The organism is Halomonas faecis, from assembly GCF_010993975.1.
Classification (GTDB): Bacteria; Pseudomonadota; Gammaproteobacteria; order Pseudomonadales; family Halomonadaceae; genus Halomonas; species Halomonas faecis.
Map to the genome: position 1 here is coordinate 79,679 of NZ_JAACZO010000011.1, position 22,287 is coordinate 101,965.

18 protein-coding genes and 1 pseudogene are annotated in these 22,287 nt (G+C 65.1%); 10 read left to right on the forward strand and 9 right to left on the reverse strand.

The genetic code is table 11. From position 1 onward, the window contains the following. Positions 1-158 precede the first annotated feature (158 nt). From rpsA to GFD32_RS05860, 3 genes are all read left to right on the forward strand, one after another. Positions 159-1,835 (forward strand): 30S ribosomal protein S1, encoded by a 1,677-nt coding sequence (gene rpsA, locus GFD32_RS05850; RefSeq protein ID WP_163575629.1) that lies wholly within the window; start codon positions 159-161, stop codon positions 1,833-1,835. A gap of 140 nt (positions 1,836-1,975) precedes the next feature. Beyond that, complete coding sequence (locus GFD32_RS05855; RefSeq protein ID WP_163575630.1) at positions 1,976-2,386, forward strand: SRPBCC family protein; 411 nt, start codon at positions 1,976-1,978, stop codon at positions 2,384-2,386. Continuing rightward, positions 2,383-3,066, forward strand: a complete 684-nt coding sequence (locus tag GFD32_RS05860) for a TVP38/TMEM64 family protein (RefSeq protein WP_240455558.1) — start codon at positions 2,383-2,385, stop codon at positions 3,064-3,066. Before GFD32_RS05855 ends, GFD32_RS05860 begins: the two co-directional genes overlap by 4 nt. Before the next feature lie 207 nt (positions 3,067-3,273). On the opposite strand, the gene GFD32_RS05865 is transcribed toward GFD32_RS05860, so the two are convergent. The 8 genes and pseudogenes from GFD32_RS05865 to GFD32_RS05900 all read right to left on the reverse strand — a co-directional run bounded on the left by GFD32_RS05865 (position 3,274) and on the right by GFD32_RS05900 (position 11,731). Beyond that, positions 3,274-3,510, reverse strand: coding sequence for a DUF2789 domain-containing protein (locus tag GFD32_RS05865; RefSeq protein ID WP_163575631.1), 237 nt, complete (start codon positions 3,508-3,510; stop codon positions 3,274-3,276). Between the two features lie 88 nt (positions 3,511-3,598). After that, positions 3,599-4,645 (reverse strand): asparaginase, encoded by a 1,047-nt coding sequence (locus tag GFD32_RS05870; RefSeq protein ID WP_163575632.1) that lies wholly within the window; start codon positions 4,643-4,645, stop codon positions 3,599-3,601. 91 nt (positions 4,646-4,736) lie between these two features. Then, positions 4,737-5,894 (reverse strand): MFS transporter, encoded by a 1,158-nt coding sequence (locus GFD32_RS05875; RefSeq protein ID WP_163576059.1) that lies wholly within the window; start codon positions 5,892-5,894, stop codon positions 4,737-4,739. 37 nt (positions 5,895-5,931) lie between these two features. After that, positions 5,932-6,483, reverse strand: coding sequence for a hypothetical protein (locus GFD32_RS05880; protein ID WP_163575633.1), 552 nt, complete (start codon positions 6,481-6,483; stop codon positions 5,932-5,934). Positions 6,484-6,603: 120 nt separating this feature from the next. Continuing rightward, positions 6,604-7,905, reverse strand: a complete 1,302-nt coding sequence (locus tag GFD32_RS05885) for a DEAD/DEAH box helicase (protein ID WP_163575634.1) — start codon at positions 7,903-7,905, stop codon at positions 6,604-6,606. 176 nt (positions 7,906-8,081) lie between these two features. After that, the gene (locus GFD32_RS05890; RefSeq protein WP_163575635.1) at positions 8,082-8,678 is read right to left on the reverse strand and encodes a PqiC family protein; all 597 of its coding nucleotides are present in this window, start codon (positions 8,676-8,678) and stop codon (positions 8,082-8,084) included. 21 nt (positions 8,679-8,699) lie between these two features. Next, positions 8,700-10,337, reverse strand: a pseudogene (gene pqiB / locus GFD32_RS05895) (intermembrane transport protein PqiB). Between the two features lie 35 nt (positions 10,338-10,372). Continuing rightward, entirely contained in the window at positions 10,373-11,731 is a 1,359-nt protein-coding gene (locus GFD32_RS05900) for a PqiA/YebS family transporter subunit (RefSeq protein WP_407081072.1), read from the reverse strand. Positions 11,732-11,873: 142 nt separating this feature from the next. On the opposite strand from GFD32_RS05900, the gene GFD32_RS05905 reads away from it, so the two are divergent. The 6 genes from GFD32_RS05905 (at position 11,874) to GFD32_RS05930 (ending at position 19,992) form a co-directional block, all read left to right on the forward strand. Next, positions 11,874-12,857: a calcium/sodium antiporter gene (locus tag GFD32_RS05905; RefSeq protein ID WP_163575637.1), complete on the forward strand. Its 984-nt coding sequence runs from the start codon at positions 11,874-11,876 to the stop codon at positions 12,855-12,857. Positions 12,858-13,149: 292 nt separating this feature from the next. Next, entirely contained in the window at positions 13,150-14,559 is a 1,410-nt protein-coding gene (locus tag GFD32_RS05910; RefSeq protein WP_163575638.1) for a cytochrome ubiquinol oxidase subunit I, read from the forward strand. A gap of 3 nt (positions 14,560-14,562) precedes the next feature. After that, on the forward strand, positions 14,563-15,564 hold the full coding sequence (cydB, locus tag GFD32_RS05915) for a cytochrome d ubiquinol oxidase subunit II (RefSeq protein WP_163575639.1): 1,002 nt from the start codon (positions 14,563-14,565) through the stop codon (positions 15,562-15,564). 4 nt (positions 15,565-15,568) lie between these two features. Next, the gene (cydD, locus tag GFD32_RS05920) at positions 15,569-17,245 is read left to right on the forward strand and encodes a thiol reductant ABC exporter subunit CydD (RefSeq protein ID WP_163575640.1); all 1,677 of its coding nucleotides are present in this window, start codon (positions 15,569-15,571) and stop codon (positions 17,243-17,245) included. Then, the gene (gene cydC / locus GFD32_RS05925) at positions 17,238-19,004 is read left to right on the forward strand and encodes a thiol reductant ABC exporter subunit CydC (RefSeq protein ID WP_163575641.1); all 1,767 of its coding nucleotides are present in this window, start codon (positions 17,238-17,240) and stop codon (positions 19,002-19,004) included. Before cydD ends, cydC begins: the two co-directional genes overlap by 8 nt. Next, positions 18,997-19,992, forward strand: coding sequence for an adenosine deaminase (locus GFD32_RS05930; RefSeq protein ID WP_163575642.1), 996 nt, complete (start codon positions 18,997-18,999; stop codon positions 19,990-19,992). The genes cydC and GFD32_RS05930 overlap by 8 nt, the downstream gene beginning before the upstream one ends. 78 nt (positions 19,993-20,070) lie before the next feature. On the opposite strand, the gene GFD32_RS05935 is transcribed toward GFD32_RS05930, so the two are convergent. Further along, positions 20,071-21,075, reverse strand: coding sequence for a cytochrome-c peroxidase (locus GFD32_RS05935; RefSeq protein WP_163575643.1), 1,005 nt, complete (start codon positions 21,073-21,075; stop codon positions 20,071-20,073). Positions 21,076-21,321: 246 nt separating this feature from the next. Between GFD32_RS05935 and msrP the strand changes: the two genes are divergently transcribed. Beyond that, positions 21,322-22,287, forward strand: coding sequence for a protein-methionine-sulfoxide reductase catalytic subunit MsrP (gene msrP, locus GFD32_RS05940; protein ID WP_163575644.1), 966 nt, complete (start codon positions 21,322-21,324; stop codon positions 22,285-22,287).

The window sequence follows — 22,287 nt, forward strand, 5'->3', positions numbered from 1 at the left end:
TCCCGTACGGATGTCATGAGCTGATCGAGCCACACAGGGAAGCTCGGTCAGGTCGAACCAGCGTCAACATCCCCGGGGGCTTGGTGAATTAGGCCCGCACTCGCTGGTGGTGCGGAGAAGGCGGCGACGCCTCTAACCGTTGATCACGTAGGAAAATCATGAGCGAAAGCTTTGCTGAACTTTTCGAGCAGTCACTTCAGGACATCAACATGGAGCCGGGCGCCATCGTCATGGCGTCCGTCGTCGACATCGATGGTGACTGGGTCACCGTCAATGCCGGCCTGAAGTCCGAGGGTCAGATCCCCGCGGCGCAGTTCCGCGATGAAAACGGCGAGTTGACCATCGCCGTCGGCGACGAAGTCAAGGTCGCCCTGGAAGCCGTCGAGGACGGTTTCGGCGCGACACGCCTGTCCCGCGAGAAGGCCAAGCGCGCTGAGGCCTGGAAAGTGCTGGAAGCCGCCTTCGAGAAGGAAGAGATCGTCAAGGGCGTGATCAACGGCAAGGTCAAGGGTGGTTTCACCGTCGATGTCGACTCGATTCGTGCATTCCTGCCCGGTTCGCTGGTCGATGTGCGCCCGGTGCGCGACACCACGCACCTCGAGAACAAGGAACTCGACTTCAAGGTCATCAAGCTCGACCCCAAGCGCAACAACGTGGTGGTGTCGCGTCGGGCCGTGCTCGAGGCCGAGAACAGCGCCGAGCGTGAAGCGCTGCTCGCCACCCTGCAGGAAGGTCAGCAGATCGTGGGGATCGTCAAGAACCTCACCGATTACGGCGCCTTCGTCGACCTGGGCGGCGTCGATGGCCTGCTGCACATCACCGATATGGCCTGGAAGCGTATCAAGCATCCCAGCGAGATCGTTGCCGTGGGCGACGAGATCACCGTCAAGGTGCTGAAGTTCGACCGCGAGCGCAACCGCGTATCGCTGGGCCTCAAGCAGCTCGGTGAGGATCCGTGGGTCAACATCAAGGATCGCTACCCCGAGGGCACCGTGGTCACGGCCCAGGTCACCAACCTCACCGACTACGGCTGCTTTGCCGAGCTGGAAGAGGGTGTCGAGGGCTTGGTTCACGTCTCCGAGATGGACTGGACCAACAAGAACATCCATCCCTCCAAGGTCGTGCAGATCGGCGACGATGTGGAAGTCATGGTGCTCGACATCGACGAAGAGCGCCGCCGCATCTCCCTGGGTCTCAAGCAGTGCACCCCGAACCCCTGGGAAACCTTCAGCGCCACGTACAACAAGGGCGATCGCGTTTCCGGCACCATCAAGTCGATCACCGATTTCGGCATCTTCATCGGTCTGGAAGGCGGCATCGACGGTCTGGTCCACCTCTCCGACCTCTCCTGGACCGAGACCGGCGAAGAAGCCGTGCGTCGCTACAAGAAGGGCGATGAGGCGGAAGCCGTCATTCTCTCCATCGATCCGGAGCGTGAGCGTATCTCGCTGGGCATCAAGCAGCTCGATACCGATCCCGTCGCCGAGTACCTGGCCGTCAACGACAAGGGCTCCATCGTCACCGGCCGCGTGATCGAGGTCGATGCCAAGGAGGCCCAGGTCGAGCTGGCTACCGATGTGATCGCCGTGCTCAAGGCTTCCGAGATCAGCGCCGACCGCGTTGAGGATGCCCGCAACGTGCTGAGCGAAGGCGACAGCGTCGAGGCCCGCATCGTCGGCGTCGATCGCAAGAATCGTCAGATCAACCTCTCCATCAAGGCCAAGGAGCAGGACGATACGCGTCAGAACCTGAAGAAACTGCGCGAGCAGGACGTCGATGGCGGTGGCCCGACCACCATCGGCGACCTGATCAAGCAGCAAATGGGTCAGGACTGATCCAACGCCCCGGCAAGGCCGGAGTGCGAAGTCCGTCAACGCCGCCCCGCCATGGGGCGGCGTTGTCGTTTCAGGGCGGGCTGTGCCAAGCTGTCCGGCGTAGCGGGTTGCCAGCGGCCACGGAGAGCGAAACGCGAGACATGGCTACCATCGAACACAGCGCCATTCTCAAGGCGCCACCGGAGCGCGTGTTCGCCCTGCTGGAGCGGGTCGAGGACTTCGTGGACTATTCCGACCTGATTCAGGCCATCGATTCGCTGGGCGATGCCCGGTACCGGTGGTACGTCCATGCGGTGGGCATGGACTGGACCTTCGACGTGGCCATCACCGAGTGTCGGCCGCCGGAGGTGCTTGCCTGGGAGTCGTTGGAAGGGGTGCACAATCAGGGCTGCTATCGGCTGACCCCGGTCGAGGAAGGAACCCAGGTGGCTTTCACCCTCACTTATGCCATCCGCAACCGCCTGTTGGAGAAGGCCGTCACCCGCGCTGCCAGGCCGCTGGTCGGCAAGGTCAGCCGGCAGATCCTCGAACGGGTGGAGGCCAGACTGTGAAAGGCTCGATCTATCGGCGCGGAGTTGCCGTTGCAGCGGCAATGGTGATGGGGACTTACCTGTGGGTCTGGTATTCGCCAGACTTGGCCGATGTACAGCGTTGGGCGGAACAGACCTCGCATCATCCCGTGACCATCCTGGGTGTCATGTTGATCATGGCGGCGACCTTGACCTTGGGTTTGCCTGCCAGCATTGGGTTATGGCTGATTGCTCCGTTCTACCCGCCATCCGTGGCGGTGCCCATGCTGATCGTAGGTAGTCTTGGTGGTGCGCTGGGGGGATACGCGCTCGCCAGGCGGGTCGGCTTGAACTGGCGGCCAGGACGGTTGACCCGGCGCGTGGCGCACTTGCTGGAGACGCGTTGCGATGTCTTGACCCAGTGTGCGCTGCGTGTGTTGCCCGGTTTTCCCCATGCCGTGATCAACTATGCCGCCGGCTTGCGTCAGCTGCCGTTGCGTGGCTTCATCATTGCCGTCGTCGTGGGGCTGGGAGTCAAGTGGGCCGTGTATGCGAACGCCATTTATCACACCCTATCCGCGGCAGAACGCAAGCGTATCCTGACTCCCGAATTGTTGGCACCGCTAGTCGCGTTGGCCGTGCTACTGCTGATAGGGGCGGGGGCACGGCGCTTCTTCGACCGAAGCCTGGAGAGTTCCGATGAACCGACTCATCGACGGTAATGGCTGACGCCATTGCGACCGCCGTGCTTGACGTCGTACATCGCCTGGTCGAGAGGGGGAGTCGTATGCGGTGGCGCTTCACCGGGAATTGGGGCAGACGTCCTGTCCAGCGTCATGACGACTCCTGAGTAAAACGCTCGGTTTAATCTCCTATCATAGCGAATTGGCGGGCGGTGTCACTCCTTCCATGGTTTAGCCAGGTCATGCTCAACCCTTTCTCAACGACGCGTCGAGGTGGTCCACCACCTCTGCCCAGTCGGCGTCATCGTCCAGCGCTTCATGGAGGAACTCGGACTGAGCGTCGTTCCAGAAAGGAGCCTCATGCAAGGGGATCTCCTTCGGCAGCGGTGCATGGCGTTCGATGAAGGCCTTGATGGAGGTGTCGTCGGCGGGCAGGCCCAGTTGTTGAAAGAGCTCGGTGAAGGGGTGTACGGGATGTTCCATGGGTGATCTCCTGGATTGGGTGTCGTCTTCACCCTAGACGTTCGGTGCGGCGACGGCGTGCTTCGATGCGTTAGACGCTTACATGGCGTCAACGCTCACCGGCCAAGGAGGTGAGAAAGCGTCGACGGCGCTCGCCATCGTCCAATGGCATGGCCAGCAGGTGAACGAGCTTGGTGTAGGCGGCTTCTGGGGTCATGGCGTCGCCCGAGAGCACCCCCGCTTCGGCGAGCCCCATGCCCGCTGCATAGCGCCCCAGGGCCACACTGCCGGCTGGGCACTGGCTGATCGCGGCCAGTAGTTTGCCGTCGTTGCTGGCCCGGGCGAGAGCGTCGAGCAGTCGTGGTTCTTCCGGTGCGTTGCCGCCGCCCCATACCTCGAGCAGGGCGCCCTGCACGCGTCGGTCGTCCAACCAGGCTGCGACGTGCCAGGGTTGAATGCCCGGCCACAGCGCGATTCGCACCACGCTGCCGGCTGCCGCAGCAGCATAGTCGGCCAGCTCGAAGCGGCCAGCGTCGGGCGGCAGCGTGGAGGGCCCCTGGGTTGGGAAGAGAACCGCGTCGTCGCCGATCTGCTCGCCGAGCAGCGGGTAGTGGGGAGAGGCGAACGCCTCCCGGCCGGCCATCTTGCGACTGCGCACGCCGCGCAGTAGTCGGCCGCCGAAGGCCACGGCGACTTCCTGCAGTGCCGGCTTGGCGGCGAAACGCAACGCCAGCGCGACGTTGTGGAGAGCGTCGCTGCCGTCCATACCCAGCGGATGCATGGCACCGGTCACTACCACCGGGCGGTCGAGCCCCTGCAACTGGAAGGCGAGACTCGAGGCGCTCCAGGTCAGGGTGTCGGTGCCGTGCAGTACCACTACGCCGGCATGTTCGGGCAGGGCTGCGGCGATTTCGCTGCCCAGGCGCTGCCAGTCGTGGGGCGTGGCGCTGCTGGAATCGATGGGATGAGCGCTCTCGCGAACCACGAAGTCGGGCAGGCTGGCCAGGCAAGCCGGGGATAGCGTGGCCAGGGCGGTGCGCAGTCGGTGCGAGAAGTCGGCGCCGGGGGCCAGGCCGCGCGACGTTTCGACCATGCCGATGGTGCCGCCCACGTAGAGTATCAGCACGGGACGCTCGAAGGACGTGGACGAAGGCATGACGGCTCCAGTCGGCAGGGGATGAGCCGATGATATCACCCCTTGGCGGTCGGGGTTGACCGACGTCTGGCGCCCCGCTGGTGGAATGCATTCAGCGGGTGATCAGACGTCCTCGCTCGTCGACGTCGAGGCGGCGATTGCGTCCGGCAAGCAGTGCGAGGCCGGAGGCAATGGCGACGATTGCCAGCAGCACCGCGGTCAGCGTGGGCAGGGTGGCCTCGAATTCGAGCAGGATGCCGATGCCGAGCGGTCCCATGGCGGCCAGGGTGTAGCCGCCGCCCTGGGCCAGGCCGGAAAGCTTGCCCGCCAGGCGTGAGTTGGCCGTGCGCAGCACGATGAGGGTGAGCGCGAGACTGAAGCTGCCGCCCTGACCCAGGCCGAGCAGGATGACGCCGACCCAGCGCCAGGTTGCCGGGCCGAGCAGCAGCAGCCACAGGCCGCAGGCCACGCAGCCGAGCACCGCCAGCAGGGCCGGGCGCTGGTCGCGGCTCAGGCGGGCGAGCCAGGGCGCGCCCAATGCCGAAATCAGTTGCACCATCACCGACGCGCCCATCATCCAGCCGGCCTGTACGTCCGAGTAGCCGCGGGCCTGGAGCAGAGTCGGTAGCCAGCCGAAGACGATGTAGGCGATCGATGACTGAGTGCCCATCAGCAGCATCACCTGCCAGGCCAATGGTTGGCCGAGCATGTCGCGCAGCGAACCGCCGCCGGGAGTCGGAGGAGGCACGCGACGGCGCGGCATGAAACGCTGCCAGGCGAGCATGGCCGATATGGCCAGTACTGCCCAACTGATCAGTCCGAGTCGCCAGCTGCCGAACCACTCGGTCAGGGGAATGCTCAGCCCCGCACCCAGGGCGCCGCCCAGGCATAGCGCCATGGTGTAGACGCCGGTCATCAGGTCGGCGCCCGCCGGGATCTCGCGCTTGACCAGTGCCGGCAGCAGGGTGCCGGCAACGCCGATGGCCGCGCCCACCAGCAGGGTGCCGAGAAACAGCAGAGAGTCGGGAGGCAGTCCGCGCAGAACCAGGCCGATGGCCAGCACCCCCAGCGCGAAGCCGAGAGTCCGTTCGACACCCAGGCGTTTGCTGAGCCAGGGAGCCAGCGGAGCGAACAGGCCCAGGCAGAGTACCGGCAGCGTGGTGAGTGCGCCGATGGCCAGTGCCGAAAGCCCCGTTGTCGTCTGGATGCGTACCAGCAGCGGTGCCAGCGAAGAGAGAGCGGGGCGAAGATTGAGCCCCACCAGAATCATCAGCACCAGAAAGAGCGCGACGTGCTGGCGTTGTTCGCTACGGCTCGTCGTCGTCACCTGGCCACTCCCTTGACCGGTTGGAATGGGAATGCGGCGAGCGAGCATCGCCTTCCTTGGGCGTCAGCATCGGATGCTCTTCGGCACCGTAGACACCGAACTTGACGACGCCCGGATCGTGGTTGGAACGTGCCTGGCGGCGAATGTCCGAGACGTCTTCGCTGCTCAAGAGTACGGCCTGCCCACCCTGCACCTGGCGCTGCACGGTGAGCCGGCCTTCGTAGGTCCAGCAGCGTTGCGGGACCTGGGCCAGATCCCAGATGCGGCCCTGCCAGTGAGCCTTGCCGTGGGAGTCCACGGTGAGCGCTTCGAGGGGGATCAGCGCGGCAAACTGTCTGGCATTGAGAACCAGACCGTTGCTGACCATGCTGACGGCTCCCTCGAAGCGACCGGACGCGATCTGCGTCAGCACCTTGCGGCGTTTCTCTCTGGCTTCGATGCGGCCCTGACCGCACAAGTGAAGCAGGCCATCGTCGATCTGCTTGATGACCCAGACCGACACGCTTTTCTTGCCGGTCAACCACTTCAGCATGGCGATAGGGTCCGATTGTGGGGGTGCCGGTATCCGCTCATCGCTGCGCCATTCTCCTGTGGTTAAGGGAAAAGGGAGGCTTACATTGGCACACTTTTTCGCCGTGTGCCATGCATCGGCTCAGGCTTGGCGGGAACGCGTGCCGCGACGCCGCCGCGGCGCCTGGTTGGCGTTCTCTCCCTGACGCGAAGTGGGGCCCTGCCGGTCGCCGGACGCTCGGGGTTTGCGCGGCTGACCTCGGCCGCCGCCGTTGCGTCGGCCGTTTTCGATGGGTTCCGGTTTGGCGTTGGGGTCGGGTTCGAATCCCGGTTCGATGCGTTTTTCCAGGTCGCGCTTGATCAGCCGCTCGATACCGCGCAGCAAGCCGTGCTCGTCGACGCACACCAGCGAGACGGCCTGGCCGTCGCTGCCCGCCCGGCCGGTACGCCCGATGCGGTGGACGTAATCCTCGGCGACGTTGGGCAACTCGAAGTTGACCACGTGAGGCAGCTCGCTGATGTCGAGGCCACGGGCGGCGATATCGGTGGCCACCAGTACCTGAAGCTCCCCGCCCTTGAAGGCGGCCAGTGCCCGTGTGCGCGCCGATTGGCTTTTGTTGCCATGAATCGCCATGGCCGGAATGTCCTGCTTCGAGAGCTGCTCGGCCAGGCGGTTGGCGCCGTGCTTGGTGCGTGTGAACACCAGCACCTGATACCACTGATGGTGGGTGATCAAGTGGGCGAGCAGGTCGCGCTTGCGCTCACGGTCGACGCGGTACACGGCTTGGTCGATGGATTCGGCGGTGGTGTTGCGACGCGCGACTTCGATGGTTTCGGGGGCGTTCAGCAGCTTGCCGGCGAGAGCTTGGATCTCGTTGGAAAAGGTCGCCGAGAAGAGCAGGTTCTGGCGCTTGCCAGGGAGCAGACGCAGCACTTTCTTGATGTCATGGATGAACCCCATGTCGAGCATGCGGTCGGCTTCGTCGAGCACCAGGATTTCCACCGCCGACAGATCGACGTGGCCCTGCTGTTGCAGGTCGAGCAGGCGGCCCGGGGTGGCCACCAGGACGTCTAGCCCGGAGCGGAGAGCATCCACCTGGGGCTGCTGACCCACGCCGCCGAAGATCACGTGGCTGGTCAGGGTCAGGTGGCGACCGTAGTCGGAGACGCTTTCACCGACCTGGGCGGCCAACTCGCGGGTCGGGGTCAGTACCAGGGCTCGTACCTGGCGTTTCGCCGGGCGGCGACCGTCGGCCAGGCGCTGCAGCATCGGCAGGGTGAAGCCGGCGGTCTTGCCGGTGCCGGTCTGGGCACTGGCCAGTAGGTCGCCGCCTTTGAGGACGGCGGGAATGGCTTGTCGCTGGATCGGGGTCGGCGTGGTATAGCCCTGTGCCTCGACGGCACTCAGCAATTCGGCCCGCAGGCCGAGATCGGAAAAGGTCATGCGTTCTCCGGGAAACGTCTCGGCCATGCCATGCAAGGGTTTGCACGGTCAGTCCCGGACCGGGGCGTGAGAAAAGTCGGAATTGGATGCGGCAGGAGGGACCATGCAGTGCCGCTGAACGCAGTATGCCATAACCTCCAATGCAATGCAGCAGATGGCTGCCACGGTCTCGTTGCTCAGTGTCGGTCGCGAATTCTCTGGCCGATCTGGTCGGCGACCCGGTTCCAGCTCTCCCCCAGGGCACGGACCAGCGCCGGATAGCCGTCAGCGGCGAGTTCGGTGGAGGCGCGGAAATCGTCGACGATCAGTGGCTGGCCATTGGCGTCACGCAGTTGCCACTGACCTTCGCTACGCGCGGTGCCGTCAGGAAAGCCTTGAAAGCGGTCGACATCGAGGTGCAGCGTGAGGGCGTCATCGGGCGGGGGCGCGTCGTTGCGCAGCAACCGGGTATCCGGAAGAGTGACGGCCAGTCGCGCCTGGAGAGTGCGGCGCAGCTGCTGCGGAAGCGGCTCGGCCCAGACGTGTTGGCGCGCCTCGTTGAGCGTGATGTCATCGAGCTGCAGAACGATCCCTTCGGTGTCCAGGTAGCGGGCCACGCGCGGGAGGGCCACCTGGATCACGCGGGACGGCGACTCGGGCGGAGCCCCTCCTTGGGCCGGTGTGGCCGGCAAGGCATAGCGTTGAGCGGGAGGGGTCGAGCTGGCGCAGCCACCCAGTCCGATCAAGGCGAGCGTGGCGGCGATCCAGATTAGGCGTCTCTTGGTGATGACCATGTTTGCCTCTTGGGCTGCCGGCTAGGGTTGTCGCGGTGCGCGGGGCATCGGGTCGTCGACTTCCAAGCTGTCGAACAGCAGCGCGCGGGGGTTCTCGTTCAGCGTGCGGGCGACGGGCTGAAGGTCGCGCATCAGTCGTTCGATGCGAGTCAGCGTGGCGGTCAGTTCGCGGTAGGCGACGGAGTCCGGTGACAGGCCCTGCAGGGTGTCGTCCAGGGTTTCCAGAGTGGCGTTGAGGTTGCCCGCCACGTTGCGCGTTTGTGGGTCGTCGAGCAATGCCTGCAGCGAACGAGAGACCTCGCGCACTTCGTCGAGGGTGGACTCCGAGGCGGCCAGGGTGCGGTCGAGGCCGGCGATCAGCGGTTCGATCTCGAGAGCGTTGAGCTTGTCGAGCAGCGTCGTGACCTGAGCCTCGATGCGCGCGAAGCCCCCAGTGGTGGTGGGGAAGACCTGGCGTTCGGCAAAGGTTTCGGAAGCGTATTCGCCGGCCAGGTCACGCTGGAAATTGACGTCGACGAAGAGCGCACCGGTCAGTAGGTTGCCGCTCTTCAGCGAGGCACGCAATCCGTTGGTGAAGAGGCGGTCGAAGCGCTCGCGCCACTCGTTCAGCTAGACCTGCTGGTTCTCGATGCCCAGTCGCTGGGGCTCGACACGGATCAGTACGGGGATCGAGAAGCCATTGCGTGAGTCGGGTTGCGTGGCGGTGAAATTCCACGGGACAGCGGCTACGGTGCCGATGCGTACGCCGCGAAATTCCACGGGGGCGCCTTTCGAGAGCCCACGCACCGAGTCCTCGACCAGCAGCACGTATTCCAGATAGCGGTTGAACGTGCCCTGGCGGGCACTCTCTTCATCGGCATAGAGCGTGAAGGTCGTGTCGGGCTCCACGCTGCGGCCACGGGGCAGCTCTTCCGGCACGCCGAAGGTGATGCCGCCACCCAGCAGTGCTTCCAGGGATTCGACGTTGACGCGGATGCCATCGGCATCGAGACGTAGATCGATGCCGCTGGCCGACCAGAACCGTGTGCTGTCGGTGACCAGTTCGTGGTAAGGGCTTTCGATGAAGACGCGATGATGCATGCGCTGATCTTGGGTGTCGAAGTCGGCTTCTTCCACCCGGCCCACGGTATATCCCTGGTAGGTGACGGGGTCGCCGGGACGCAGTGAGTTACCCAGCTGACTGATCAGGTTGAGCCGAATGCCCGCGGCGCCGGCGGGCGCCACCGGAGGCTGGTCGCTGACCTCGAATTCGCGGGCTTGGGCGTCGGCCGTGCCGGCTTCGAGCTGAAGGTAGACGCCCGAAAGCACGGTGCCCAGGCCACTGATGCCTTCCTTGCCGATGCGCGGTTTGACCACCCAGAAACGGCTGTCGGATCGCAGCAGGGCTTCGGTGTCGGGTTCCATGCGTGCCGTGATCACGGCGTGGGAAAGGTCCTCGGCCAGTTGTACCTGCTCGACGCGTCCCACTTCCACGTTGCGTGTCTTGATCAGCGTATTGCCGGGCTCGATGCCCTCTGCATCGTTCATGATCAGGGTGATCTGCGGACCGCGGCTACGGTAGTTGTCGTAGACCAGCCAGAGGCCGATCAGGATTGCCACGATGGGTACGATCCAGATCGGCGAGAGGCGTGCCTGAGGCGTGGCGCGCGCCTGCTGCATGTCGTCGCTGGCCTTGGCATCGTGGTGAGGCTCGGTCATTGCACGTCTCTACGTTGGACTGCCGCCGGCCGGCCGCTGGCAGGAGGGGGCGAGTCCCATATCAGGCGGGGATCGAACGTCATGGCAGCCAACATGGTGAACACAACCACGCCGCCGAAGGCAAGTGCCGCGGGTCCGGGCGTGATGGACATCAGCGTGCCGGCACGGATCAATGCCACCAGGATGGCGACCACGAAGACATCGACCATGGACCAGCGACCGATGAATTCGGTGAGCCGATAGAGACGAGTTCGCGCGCCGGCATTGAGTTCGTTGCTGCGGGCCACCACCAGACACAGCCAGGCCAGGGCCACCAGCTTGCCGACCGGCACGATGACGCTGGCGACGAAGATGACCGTGGCCACCGGCCAGGAGCCCATCTGGATCAGCTCCACCACGCCGCCGATGATGGTAGACGGTGAGGCGTGGCCGAGGCTGGTGGTGGTCATGATCGGGTAGACATTGGCCGGCACGTACAGCACGGCGGCCGCCGCCAGCAGGGCCCAGGTGCGCTGCAGACTGTGCGGATGGCGCGTGTGGAGCGCTTCGCCACAGCGTCGGCACTGGCCGTGTCCCCCGCTGGAAAGTCGGTTGATCAAGCCGCAGGTGGGGCAGCCAGTGAGCCCCTGGGGAGCGGCCGTGGTTCCGGTTCGAGTGCCGGCGGGAGCCCGGGGTTCACCGGCGAGGGAAAACCACAGCCAGTCGGCATCCACGGACTGCGTGGTCACCAGCAGCAGCACCGCGAAGATGCAGAAAGCCCAGAAGGCAACGCCCAGTTCTAGCTCGGCCATGCCGGATATCTTGATGAGGCTCACCAGGGCGCCGACGATGAAAACGTCCGCCATCATCCAGGGATGAAGATGTGATAGCGAGCGGGCGATGCTGCGCCCCATGGGCAGGGATGAGCCGCGCAGAAGGCCGAACTGCAGCCAGATGACGCCGAGCAGGTAGACGGCAGGCAGTACCACGATGGTCAGTATCACGCCGATGGCGACGATGGGTTGGTGAAAGCCGATCAGTGTGGTGGCCGTCTCGGTCAGCTCGATTCGGTTGCCGATGCCGCCGACGGTGAAGCTCACGAAGGGCAGGGTAACGGCGGCAATCAGCGCGATCAGCGCCGATATCGCCAACGCCATGCTGCGCTGGGCAGGATAGCGATGTCGGGTGACCAGGGTATGGCCGCAGCGCGGGCAGTCGGCCTTCTCCCCCGGGCTCAATGGCGGTAACGTGACCAGCCAGTCGCACTGGTGGCAGGCACGTAGACGTCGACGCGCACGGTCCGCCTCGGGTGGCGGGCGATCGGCCAGAGTGGCACCTGGCGGCAGCGCTGGGATGGAAAGAGGAAACCTTGGCACCGACGATGACGACCTGAAGATGAGCGAAAGGCACCGGACGGCGCCTGCCGGGCCGGGCGTGTCCGACGGGCAAAGTGTGGCATGTTGACGCCGGGCGTACCATAGACAAACATTCGTTGGCGAATGTGAACCAGGAGCTGACATGATCCTTCCCGCCGTGGCCATCGTTGCCGGACTCGTCCTGCTGGTGTGGAGTGCCGAGCGTTTCGTGGATGGCGCCGCGTCGACCTCGCAGCGCCTGGGGCTGTCGCCGCTGCTCATCGGCATGCTGGTCATCGGTTTCGGTACCTCGGCACCGGAACTCATGGTTTCCGCCCTGGCTGCCGGTCAGGGAAATCCCGGCCTGGCACTGGGCAATGCCTATGGTTCCAACATCGCCAACATCGGTTTGATTCTGGGGCTGGTGGCTTTACTGGCACCGCTGTCGGTGCACTCCAGCGTGGTGCGTCGCGAGCTGCCCGTGCTGGGAGCGGTGACGCTGCTCTCGGCGCTGCTGATGTGGGGAGGCGTGATCGCACGTGGCGAGGGGGTGCTGTTGCTGGTGCTGTTGGCAGGCTTCATCGGCTACTCCATCGTCGTGGCGCGCCGCGCCGGCAAGGATTCGCTGGCCGGTGAAACCGAGGAAAGCCTGGCAACGCATCCCATGTCGCTGCGTGCGGGACTGACCTGGACGCTGATCGGTCTGGTGTTGCTGATCGCCAGCTCGCGCTTGCTGGTATGGGGAGCCGTGGCGATTGCCGAGGGGGTCGGCGTCAGCGATCTGATCGTCGGGCTCACGGTGGTGGCGGTGGGTACGTCGCTGCCCGAACTGGCCTCCTCTATCAGTGCCCTGCGGCGTCGTGAGCATGACCTGGTGCTGGGTAACGTGGTGGGCTCGAACCTGTTCAATACGCTCGGGGTCGTGGGAGTGGCGGGGCTCATTGCGCCCATCGAGGTGGCCAACGAAGTGCTGCTGCGCGACTGGACGATGATGACGGCCATGACCGCGCTCATGGCCGTGTTCGCCCTGGGCTGGCGAGGGCGGCCGGGACAGATCAATCGCTTGGAAGGGCTGACACTGTTGGCACTGTTCGTGGGCTATACGGTGTTCATGATCCAGTTGGTGATCGGCTCCGCCTCGGCCTGAGGCACGGGGCTGCGACAACGCGACACGGCGGGGCGTCTAAACTTTGGCTTCGTGATAAGGTCAAGAAGAGTATCATGATGAGGAATCTTGGCATAAGCTTATTCCCAGTAGTGCTTTGAGAGGCGATAACAGCAATCCACGTCGGGGTTAGGCTCGTGCCGGGCGGAGTGTCCAAGCGGAATGCGCCACGATGTCGCTGCCGGCGAGCGATGTCCGAAGCATAAATCGCATCGGCGCGAAAACGCATCCCTTGCGACGGCCTTGAATCATCCTGCGTTCCGAGGCAAGCGTCATGGAGTTGGATCCCCTGCTGCTATCGCGATTGCAGTTCGCTTTCGTGGTTTCCTTTCACGCCATCTTCCCGGTGTTCACCATCGGTCTGGCTTCCTATATTGCCCTGCTGCATGGGCTCTTCTATGGCACCGCCAATCCGGTGTGGGACCGCCTTGCGCAGTTCTGGACGCGCGTGTTTGCCGTGGTGTTCGGCATGGGGGTGGTATCGGGCATCGTCATGTCCTTTCAGTTCGGCACCAACTGGAGCCACTTTTCCCAGGCTGCGGCCAACTTCCTGGGGCCGATGCTCAGTTACGAAGTGGTCACGGCGTTCTTTCTCGAGGCTGCCTTTCTTGGCGTGCTGCTGTTTGGAAGGGACAAGGTCCCCCAGGGCGTGCACCTCTTCGCGGCCCTCATGGTGGCGCTGGGGACGTTCATCTCCTCGTTCTGGATTCTGGCCGCCAATAGCTGGATGCAGACGCCGGCCGGAGCGGTACTGATCGATGGCCAGTTCCGTGTCACCGATTGGTTTGCGGCTATCTTCAATCCCTCGTTTCCCTGGCGCTTCGCTCACATGGTGATGGCGTCGTTCCTGACCGGCGGATTCGTGGTGGCTGGGGTGAGCGCCTGGTATCTGCTGATCGGCCGCGATGTGCAAGCCAATCGACGGGCGCTTTCCATGTGTTTGTGGCTGCTGCTGGTGCTGGCACCCGCCCAGGCCGTGGTGGGCGACTTCCACGGCCTCAACACCCTGGAGCACCAGCCCACCAAAGTGGCCGCCATGGAAGGCAACTGGGAGCGGGGTTCCCATGTTCCCCTGCTGCTGTTCGCCATTCCCGACCAGCAGGCGCAGACCAATCGTCTGGAAGTGGGCATCCCGAGTCTGGCCAGCGTGATTCTCGCTCACGACCCCGCTGGGGAGGTGCCGGGCATCAGCGAGGTCTCTCCCGAGGAGCAGCCGCCGGTATGGCTGGTGTTCTGGTCTTTCCGGGTGATGGTCGGGCTCGGCTTGCTGATGATTGCCGTCGTCGTGGCCGGGCTGTGGCTGCGCCGGGGCGGGCGGCTCTACACCCACCGCGGCTTTCTCCAGGTCATGCGGCTGATGAGCGTGGCACCCTTCGTTGCCGTGTTGGCGGGCTGGATCGTCACCGAATCGGGGCGCGCGCCGTGGCTCGTCTACGAGATGATGACTCATGCCGAAGGCGTCACTCCCTCGCTGACCGGCGGGATGGCGCTGTTCACTCTGGTGGGATACGTGGCGGTCTACGCCGTGGTCTTCTGGGCTGGGGTGTATTACCTGACCCGCGTGGTGCGTCAGGGCATGTTGCCTGAAGACTCGGAACCCGCCTCGGTAGAGCATGCGAAACGGCCGCTGTCGGCGGCTCATGCCACTTTCGACCGCGATGCGTCGCCGACCTGGAAGGAGTGAACCATGGAGCTCTTCGATCTCTCCGTCATCTGGGCATTGATCATCGGTTTCGGCGTGATCATGTACGTGCTGATGGATGGTTTCGATCTGGGGCTGGGGATTCTCTACCCCTTCGCGCCCGATGAGACCGCGCGCGATGTGATGATGAATTCGGTGGCGCCGGTGTGGGACGGCAACGAGACCTGGCTGGTGCTCGGCGGTGCCGGGCTGCTCGGGGCCTTTCCCCTGGTGTATTCGGTATTCCTGCCGGCGCTGTACATTGGCGTATTCCTGATGCTGGCCGGGCTGATCTTTCGCGGCATCGCTTTCGAGTTTCGCTTCAAGGCGCAGCGCAGTCGTCGCTGGTGGAATCGCGCCTTCTGCTGGGGCTCCGCCTTGGCGGCCTTCGCCCAGGGTGCCGTGGTCGGGGCCTATATACAGGGTTTCGCCGTGGAGGACTTCACCTACGTGGGCGGTGCTCTCGATTGGCTGACGCCGTTCACGGTGCTGACCGGGTTGGGGCTGATGATCGGCTATGCACTGCTCGGTACCACCTGGCTGATTCTCAAGAGCGAGGGCCACGTACAGGCATGGGCCTTTCGCATCGCGCCACCTCTGCTGGTCGGCGTGCTGGCGGTGTTCGCCGTCATCAGTCTATGGACGCCCTTCGTCGATGCCGCGGTGCGCGGTCGCTGGTTCGACCACTTCGAGGTGATCTGGGTGTTGCCCGCCCTGGCGCTGGTTTGTGCGTTGTGGTTGTGGCGAGCCGTTCGCCAACGTCAGGAAGGGCAGCCCTTCGTGGCGACTCTGGGCTTGTTCATCTTCACCTATCTCGGGCTGGTGGCCAGCAAGTGGCCGGTGATCGTGCCGCCCGATTACACCATCTGGGATGCCGCCTCGGCGCCGGGTTCGCAGCTCTTCCTGCTGATCGGCGTGCTGTTCGTGATCCCCGTCGTGCTGGCCTACACGGCCTGGACCTACTGGGTCTTCCGCGGCAAGGTGCGGCCAGGCGACGGTTATCATTGACGCCATGCCCCGGGCTCCGGACGCGCAACGCTGGCTGTTTCGCCATGCCGCTGGGCAGCGTGGCTGGCTGTCGCTCGCCGTGGCCGCGGGCCTTGCCGCCAGCGCGTCGACCCTGGTGCAACTCGGGTTGCTGGCATGGATCGTCAGCCAGCTGCTGGCGGCCGATGCCGAGCTGGCATCGTTGACGCCAGCCTTTCTCGCCCTGGCTGGCTGCCTCGTGCTGCGCGCCCTGGCTCAATGGGGGCAGGAGGTGGCGGGGCAGGAAGCGAGCCTGCGCATTCGCACTCGTGTGCGCGCCGAGTTGCTCGATCATCTGGCCGCGCTGGGGCCGGTGCGAGGCGCTGAGCATGCTGCGGGTGGGGTGGCAAGCCAGCTCGTGGAACAGGTCGAGGCGCTCGACGGCTATTTTGCCCGTTTTCTGCCGCAGTGCATCCTGGCATTGGCGGTGCCGATGGCGATTCTCTCGATAGTGGCGTGGCTCGATTGGCTGGCAGCGATCTTCCTGCTGCTGGCGGCGCCTCTGATTCCTCTGTTCATGGCGCTGGTGGGGGTTGGGGCCGAACGGGTCAATCGCGACCAGTTCGCCGCCGTGACGCGGTTGGCCGGGCATTTCTTGGACCGCGTGCGGGGGTTGACCACGCTGCAACTGTTCGGCCGTACGGTCGAGGCGACTTGCGAGGTGGAAGCGGCGGCCGACCGTTACCGGCAGCTCAGCCTGCGGCCGCTGCGATTGGCGTTTCTCTCCTCGGCGGTGCTGGAGTTCTTCGCCTCGGTGGCCATCGCCATGGTGGCCGTCTACGTCGGTTTCGGTCTGCTCGGCTACATCGGCTATGGGCCGTCGTCCGAACTGACCCTGTTCAGTGGTCTTCTGATACTGCTGCTGGCACCGGAGTTCTTCCAGCCGCTGCGCAGCCTGGCCCAGCACTATCACGACCGTGCCGCCGCCCTGGGGGCCGCCGGAGGCATGTTCACGCTGCTCTCCGAGCGGCCGCATCCCCAGCGTGGCAAGGCGCCGCCCAGGCCGGACGCCCCTGCTCTGGTGAGCCTGGTCGGTGTCACGCTGATTCACCCCCGGCGTGGACGGGTTCTCGGACCGCTGGACATGGCCGTGCTGCCCGGCGAAACGGTGGCTATCACCGGTCCATCGGGCGGCGGCAAGTCATCGCTGTTGCATGTGCTGGCCGGCTTCGTAGGGCCGGATTCGGGCCAGCGCTGCGCCAGGGACGGCCTGCGGCTGGCCTGGATGGATCAGCGCCCGTGGTTGGTTCAGGGCACCTTGGCAGACAACCTGCGTTTGACGGCGCCCACGGCCAGCGATGCAGACCTCGAGGCGGCGTTGTCGAAAGCGGGGCTGGCTGAGCTATTGGCGAGCTTGCCCCAGGGGCTGGATACGCCCCTCGGTGAACGAGGCAGCGGAATCTCGGGCGGTCAGGCCCAGCGAGTGGCGTTGGCACGGCTGTTTCTCAGCGACGCCGACCTGCTGCTGCTCGACGAACCCACCGCCAATCTCGACGAGGTCAGCGAAGCACGGATCGTGGCGGCCTTGCAGTCTCTGGCCGGCGAAGGGCGCGCTCTGGTCATCGCCACGCACCATCCGGCACTGATGCGTCTCGCCTCGCAATGCCGGTACATTGCCGACGGGCGTCTCGGCGAATCCCCGGGGGAGGAGAGCGATGGGTGATGGGCTGGGTGTCGGGGCCCTGCGGCCCTGGTTGCGCCTGCTGGTGCGGCGCCGACGGCGCCTGTGGGTTGGCGCCGGGCTGCTGGGGTTGACGCTGATGGCCGCCATTGGCTTGCTGGCGCTTTCGGGTTGGTTCATCACCGCCAGTGCCTTGACCGGGATGGCGGTCATGGCGAGCCTGGACGTTCACGTGCCCGGAGGCGGCATCCGTGCCTTTGCCGTGACCCGGACCGTGGCGCGTTACCTGGAGCGGCTCTACAACCACGATACCGTGTTGCGCCTGCTGGCGGACCTGCGCGGCTCGCTGTTTGCCGTGCTGTCGCGGCTGGATGGGGCCACCCTGGCGCAGCAGCGGGCCAGTGATTGGCTGACCCGTCTCACCGCCGATATCGATACCCTGGACGGTCTCTACCTGCGCTTGCTGGCCCCGCCAGCGGTGTCTCTGGCGTTGATCGGCTTGCTGGCGGCGTTTCTCGGGCTGTGGCTGCCGACGCTCGCGTGGTGGGTGGCTATCGGCCTGGTGCTGGCCTGGCTGTGGTTGACCCTCGGTCAGGCGTGGCTCGGCATGGCGGCCAGTCGGGCCCAGGTTGGGTACCGCCAGCGGTTGCGCAGTCTGGCCGTCGAACACCTGCAGGGCTTGGCGGAGCTCGAGGCTCACGACTGCACGGAGCGCCATCGCCGTCGGCTCCAGGGGTGCCAGCGACGTCTGCATGCCGCACAGCGCAGGCTTGCCGGGGTGACTGCCCTGGGAACGGCAGTGGTGGGCCTGGCGGTTGGGCTTGCCATGCTGGCAACCCTGTGGTTGGCCGCTGCCGCCTGGCAGCGCGAGGCCGTGAGTGGCGCAGTGATGGTGATGCTGCCGCTGGCGGTGCTGGCCATCGGCGAAGCCCTGGCCTTGTTGCCCAACGCCTTCACGTCACTGGGGACGACCAGGGCCGCCGCCGAGCGCCTCAACGCTCTGGTTGCGGCCGAGCAGCGCGCTCCTTCGGGACGTTGCCGACGGCTTGGCGACGGGCCCCTTGCGCTGTCGCTGAGCGGGGTGAGTCTGCGTTATCCGGGCGTCTGGCAGCTCGCACTGGAAACGGTGAGTCTGTCCCTGAATGGTGGAGAACGCCTGGCATTGACGGGAAGCTCGGGTGCCGGTAAGAGCAGCATCGCTGCGCTGTTGACCCGCCAACTCTTGCCCACTGCCGGCGACATTCGTCTGGGGGGCGTCCCGTTGGCGGAGATCGACGAGACCTCCCTGCGTGAGCGCGTCGGCCTGCTGGGCCAACGCATCGATCTTTTCGAGGGCAGCCTGGCCGACAATCTGCGCATTGCCGATCCCGCGGCATCCGATGAACGACTGTGGCGGGCGCTCGACTGGGTGACCCTGGCCGACTGGGTCGAGACATTGTCGGAGGGGCTGGCGACGCCGGTGGGAGAGGGCGGGCGTGCGCTGTCCGGCGGTCAGGCACGGCGACTGGCACTGGCCCGATTGTGGCTTCGCGATCCGGGCCTGGTCATTCTCGACGAGCCGTTTGCCGGACTCGATCGAGAAACCGTCGAGTCGCTCGTGCCCAGGCTAGATGCGTGGCTGCAAGGGCGAACGGTGCTGTTTCTGGTTCACCAGTTGGATGACGGCTCCACCGTGCCACCCGGTGTGACGCACCATGCCCACCTGGTGGCTGGGCAACTGACTGGCTTTGCACGACATTGTGCGATCGGTCAGGATGTCGGGAAAGCGACAACAATGCCCAACGAGGTGCGCAATGGATGATTTTCTCAAGCGGTTGCCGAAAGCCGAGCTTCACCTGCACATCGAGGGAACTCTCGAACCCGAGTTGATGTTCGCGCTCGCTCGGCGCAATGGGGTCACGCTGCCCTACGCCGATGTGGAAGCGGTGCGCGCGGCCTACGATTTCGCCGACCTGCCGTCGTTTCTCGGCCTCTACTATCAGGGCATGAGCGTGCTGCGCACCGCCGAGGATTTCCACGATCTGGCCATGGATTATTTCCGCCGCGCCCATGCCGAGGGCGTCGTGCACGTGGAAATGCACTTCGATCCGCAGGCCCATCAGGCCCGTGGCGTAGAGCTGGCAACGGTGATGGAAGGGCTCGGCACGGCGCGGCGTGAGGCCGAGCGTGAACTGGGGCTGTCCACGGCGATGATCATGGCCTTCCTGCGTGACCGCCCGGCCGTGGAAGCGATGCAGCTTCTCGAGCGCGCCGCCCCCTACTGGGAGACGCTGGATGCCGTGGGGTTGGATAGTGCCGAGCGGGGCCATCCACCGTCGAAGTTCCGCGAGGTCTTCGAGCGGGCGCGGATGCTCGGCATCCCACGGGTGGCGCATGCCGGCGAGGAGGGGCCGCCCGAGTACATTCGCGAGGCGCTCGACCAGTTGGACGTCTGCCGCATCGATCATGGGGTGCGCTGTCTCGAAGATCCTGAGTTGGTCCAGCGGCTCTGCGACGAGGACGTGGTGTTGACCGTCTGTCCGCTTTCCAACGTGCGTCTCAAGGTGGTCGAGCGGATCGAGGATCACCCGCTGCCGCGCCTGCTCGATGCCGGTCTTCGGCTGACGCTCAATTCCGACGATCCGGCGTATTTCGGCGGCGGCATGCTCGACAACTTTCGTGCCTGCCAGCAGGCGTTCGGCTGGTCTCGCGAGATCTTCGCTCAGTTGGCGGAAACCGCGATCGACTCTGCCTTCATGAGCGAGGCGCGACGTCATGATCTGCGACGCCGGCTCGCCGACTGTCGCTGAGAGCGCCGCGGCGGCGAGCGGAAACGCAAAACCCCCGGCGAACCGGGGGCGTATGCGTCCTGTCTCGTCGTCGAGCGGTTACGGCAGCGCTGGAACCTCGAACTCGGGCATTTCGCCGGTGAGAGAATGCAGGAAGGCGGTGATGTCGGCGATAGTCTCGTCGTCGAATTCGCGATTCAGCATCTCTTCACCCATGATGGCCACGGCTTCCTCGAGGGTTTCGGTGGCACCGTTGTTCATGTAGGGATAGGTGACGGCCACGTTGCGCAGTGTCGGGGTGCGGAACTTGTGGCGATCCGCTTCGTCGCCGGTGACGTCGAAGCGACCCACGTCGGTGGAGCCCGGCACCTGGATGGCGTGGAAGTTGCTGTCGGTGAGCGCCGGGCCACGGTGGCAGGCGATACAGCCGTTGTCCACGAAGGCGACCATGCCGTCTTTCTGCTGTTGGCTGAGCGCTTCCAGGTCGCCGCGCAGGTAGCGGTCGAACGGCGAGTCGGGCGTGTTGAGGGTACGCTCGAAGCTGGCGATGGCCTTGGCCAGGTTGTCGGCACTGATGGGATCGTCGGCATCCGGGTAGGCCGCGGCGAATTTGTCCTGATAGACGTCGAAGCCTTCCAGACGCTCCAGGGCCTGCTCGAGGTCCATGGCCATTTCCACGTCGGCTTCGATCGGCCCCAGTGCCTGTCCTTCCAGGTCGGGTTCGCGGCCGTCCCAGAACTGGGAACCGAGGAAACCGGAGTTGAGCACGGTGGGCGTGTTGCGTGCGCCGATCTGGCCGTCATGGCCGGTGGCGCGCGGAATGCGATCGCTCCAGCCGAGCGCCGGGTTGTGGCAGGTGGCACAGCTGATCACACCGCTGGAGGAGATGCGCGGCTCGAAGAACAGCATGCTGCCGAGTTCGATCTTCTCTTCCGTCAATGAGTTGTCAGCGGGAATCGGCGGCAGGTGGGGCAGCGGCTCGAAGCGGTCGCGGTAATCGCCGAGTCCGTCGTCGGCCACGGCGGTGCCGGCGATGGCGAGGGTGCTGCCGAGGGCGACGGCGGCGGCGAGGCGGGCCGGTTTCAGCATGGCGGCATGGATCATGATCGTTCTCCCTGATGGTCGATGGTCACGGCGCTTTGGTCTTTTTTCCCCAGTGATTGGTGGGGTTGCATCGTGTGCCGAAGACAGGTTATTGCTCGTACTTGACCATTATCAACCAAGCGTAATACTCGGATAACGATGCACCTTGCTCTACGTCAAGTTTTTACCCGAGTCGTCGACGGAACGCTGGACAGTTTCTGTACAAGGTGGTGACACTGCCCGCTCCAGGGGCCCTCAGGAGGTTTCATGTCACGCTATCGCTATCCGGCCTTGTCGGAATCCGAGGTGACGCCCAAGGCGCTATTCGATGCGCGGCGTCGCTTCCTGCGCCGCGGCTTCGCCCTGGGCGCAGCGGCAGCGGCGCCGGGACTGCTGTGGCCGCGTGATGCCGCGGCCTGGCGGGAGGCCTTGCGAGGCCGGCTGGGCGGCGATTTGCCCACTCAGCGACTGGCGGGCGGCGAGACGACGACCGACTACGAAGACGTTACGACCTACAACAACTTCTATGAGCTCGGCACTCGCAAGAGCGACCCCGAGGTCTACGCTCACAAGCTCGTCACCGACCCTTGGTCGCTGACCGTCGAGGGGGAAGTGGACAAGCCCGGCACGCTGGCCCTGGAGGACGTGCTCAGCAGAGAGGCGCTGGAAGAGCGTATCTATCGCCTGCGCTGCGTGGAGGCCTGGTCCATGGTCATTCCGTGGGTCGGTTTCCCGCTACGCGATCTGTTGAAGCGGCATGAGCCCACATCGCGGGCCAAGTACGTGCTGTTCGAGGCGATCCACGATCCCGACAACTTGCGTGGACAGCGCCGCTCCATCCTCGACTGGCCCTACCGTGAGGCGCTGCGCATCGACGAGGCGATGCATCCTTTGACGTTGCTGGCCGTGGGCATGTATGGCGAGGTCATGCCCAACCAGAACGGTGCCCCGATCCGGCTCGTGGTGCCCTGGAAGTATGGCTTCAAGAGCATCAAGTCGGTGGTGAGAATCGTGTTGACGGAACAGCGCCCCACCCCGTCCTGGGTGGCGCAGAACCCCGAGGAGTACGGCTTCTTTGCCAACGTCAACCCGCAAGTCGACCATCCCCGCTGGACCCAGGCTCGCGAGCGTCGCATCGGCGAGGGCGGCAAGCGCGAGACGCTGATGTTCAACGGCTATGGTGAAGAAGTCGCCGACCTCTACGCCGGCATGGACCTCGATCGCCATTATTGA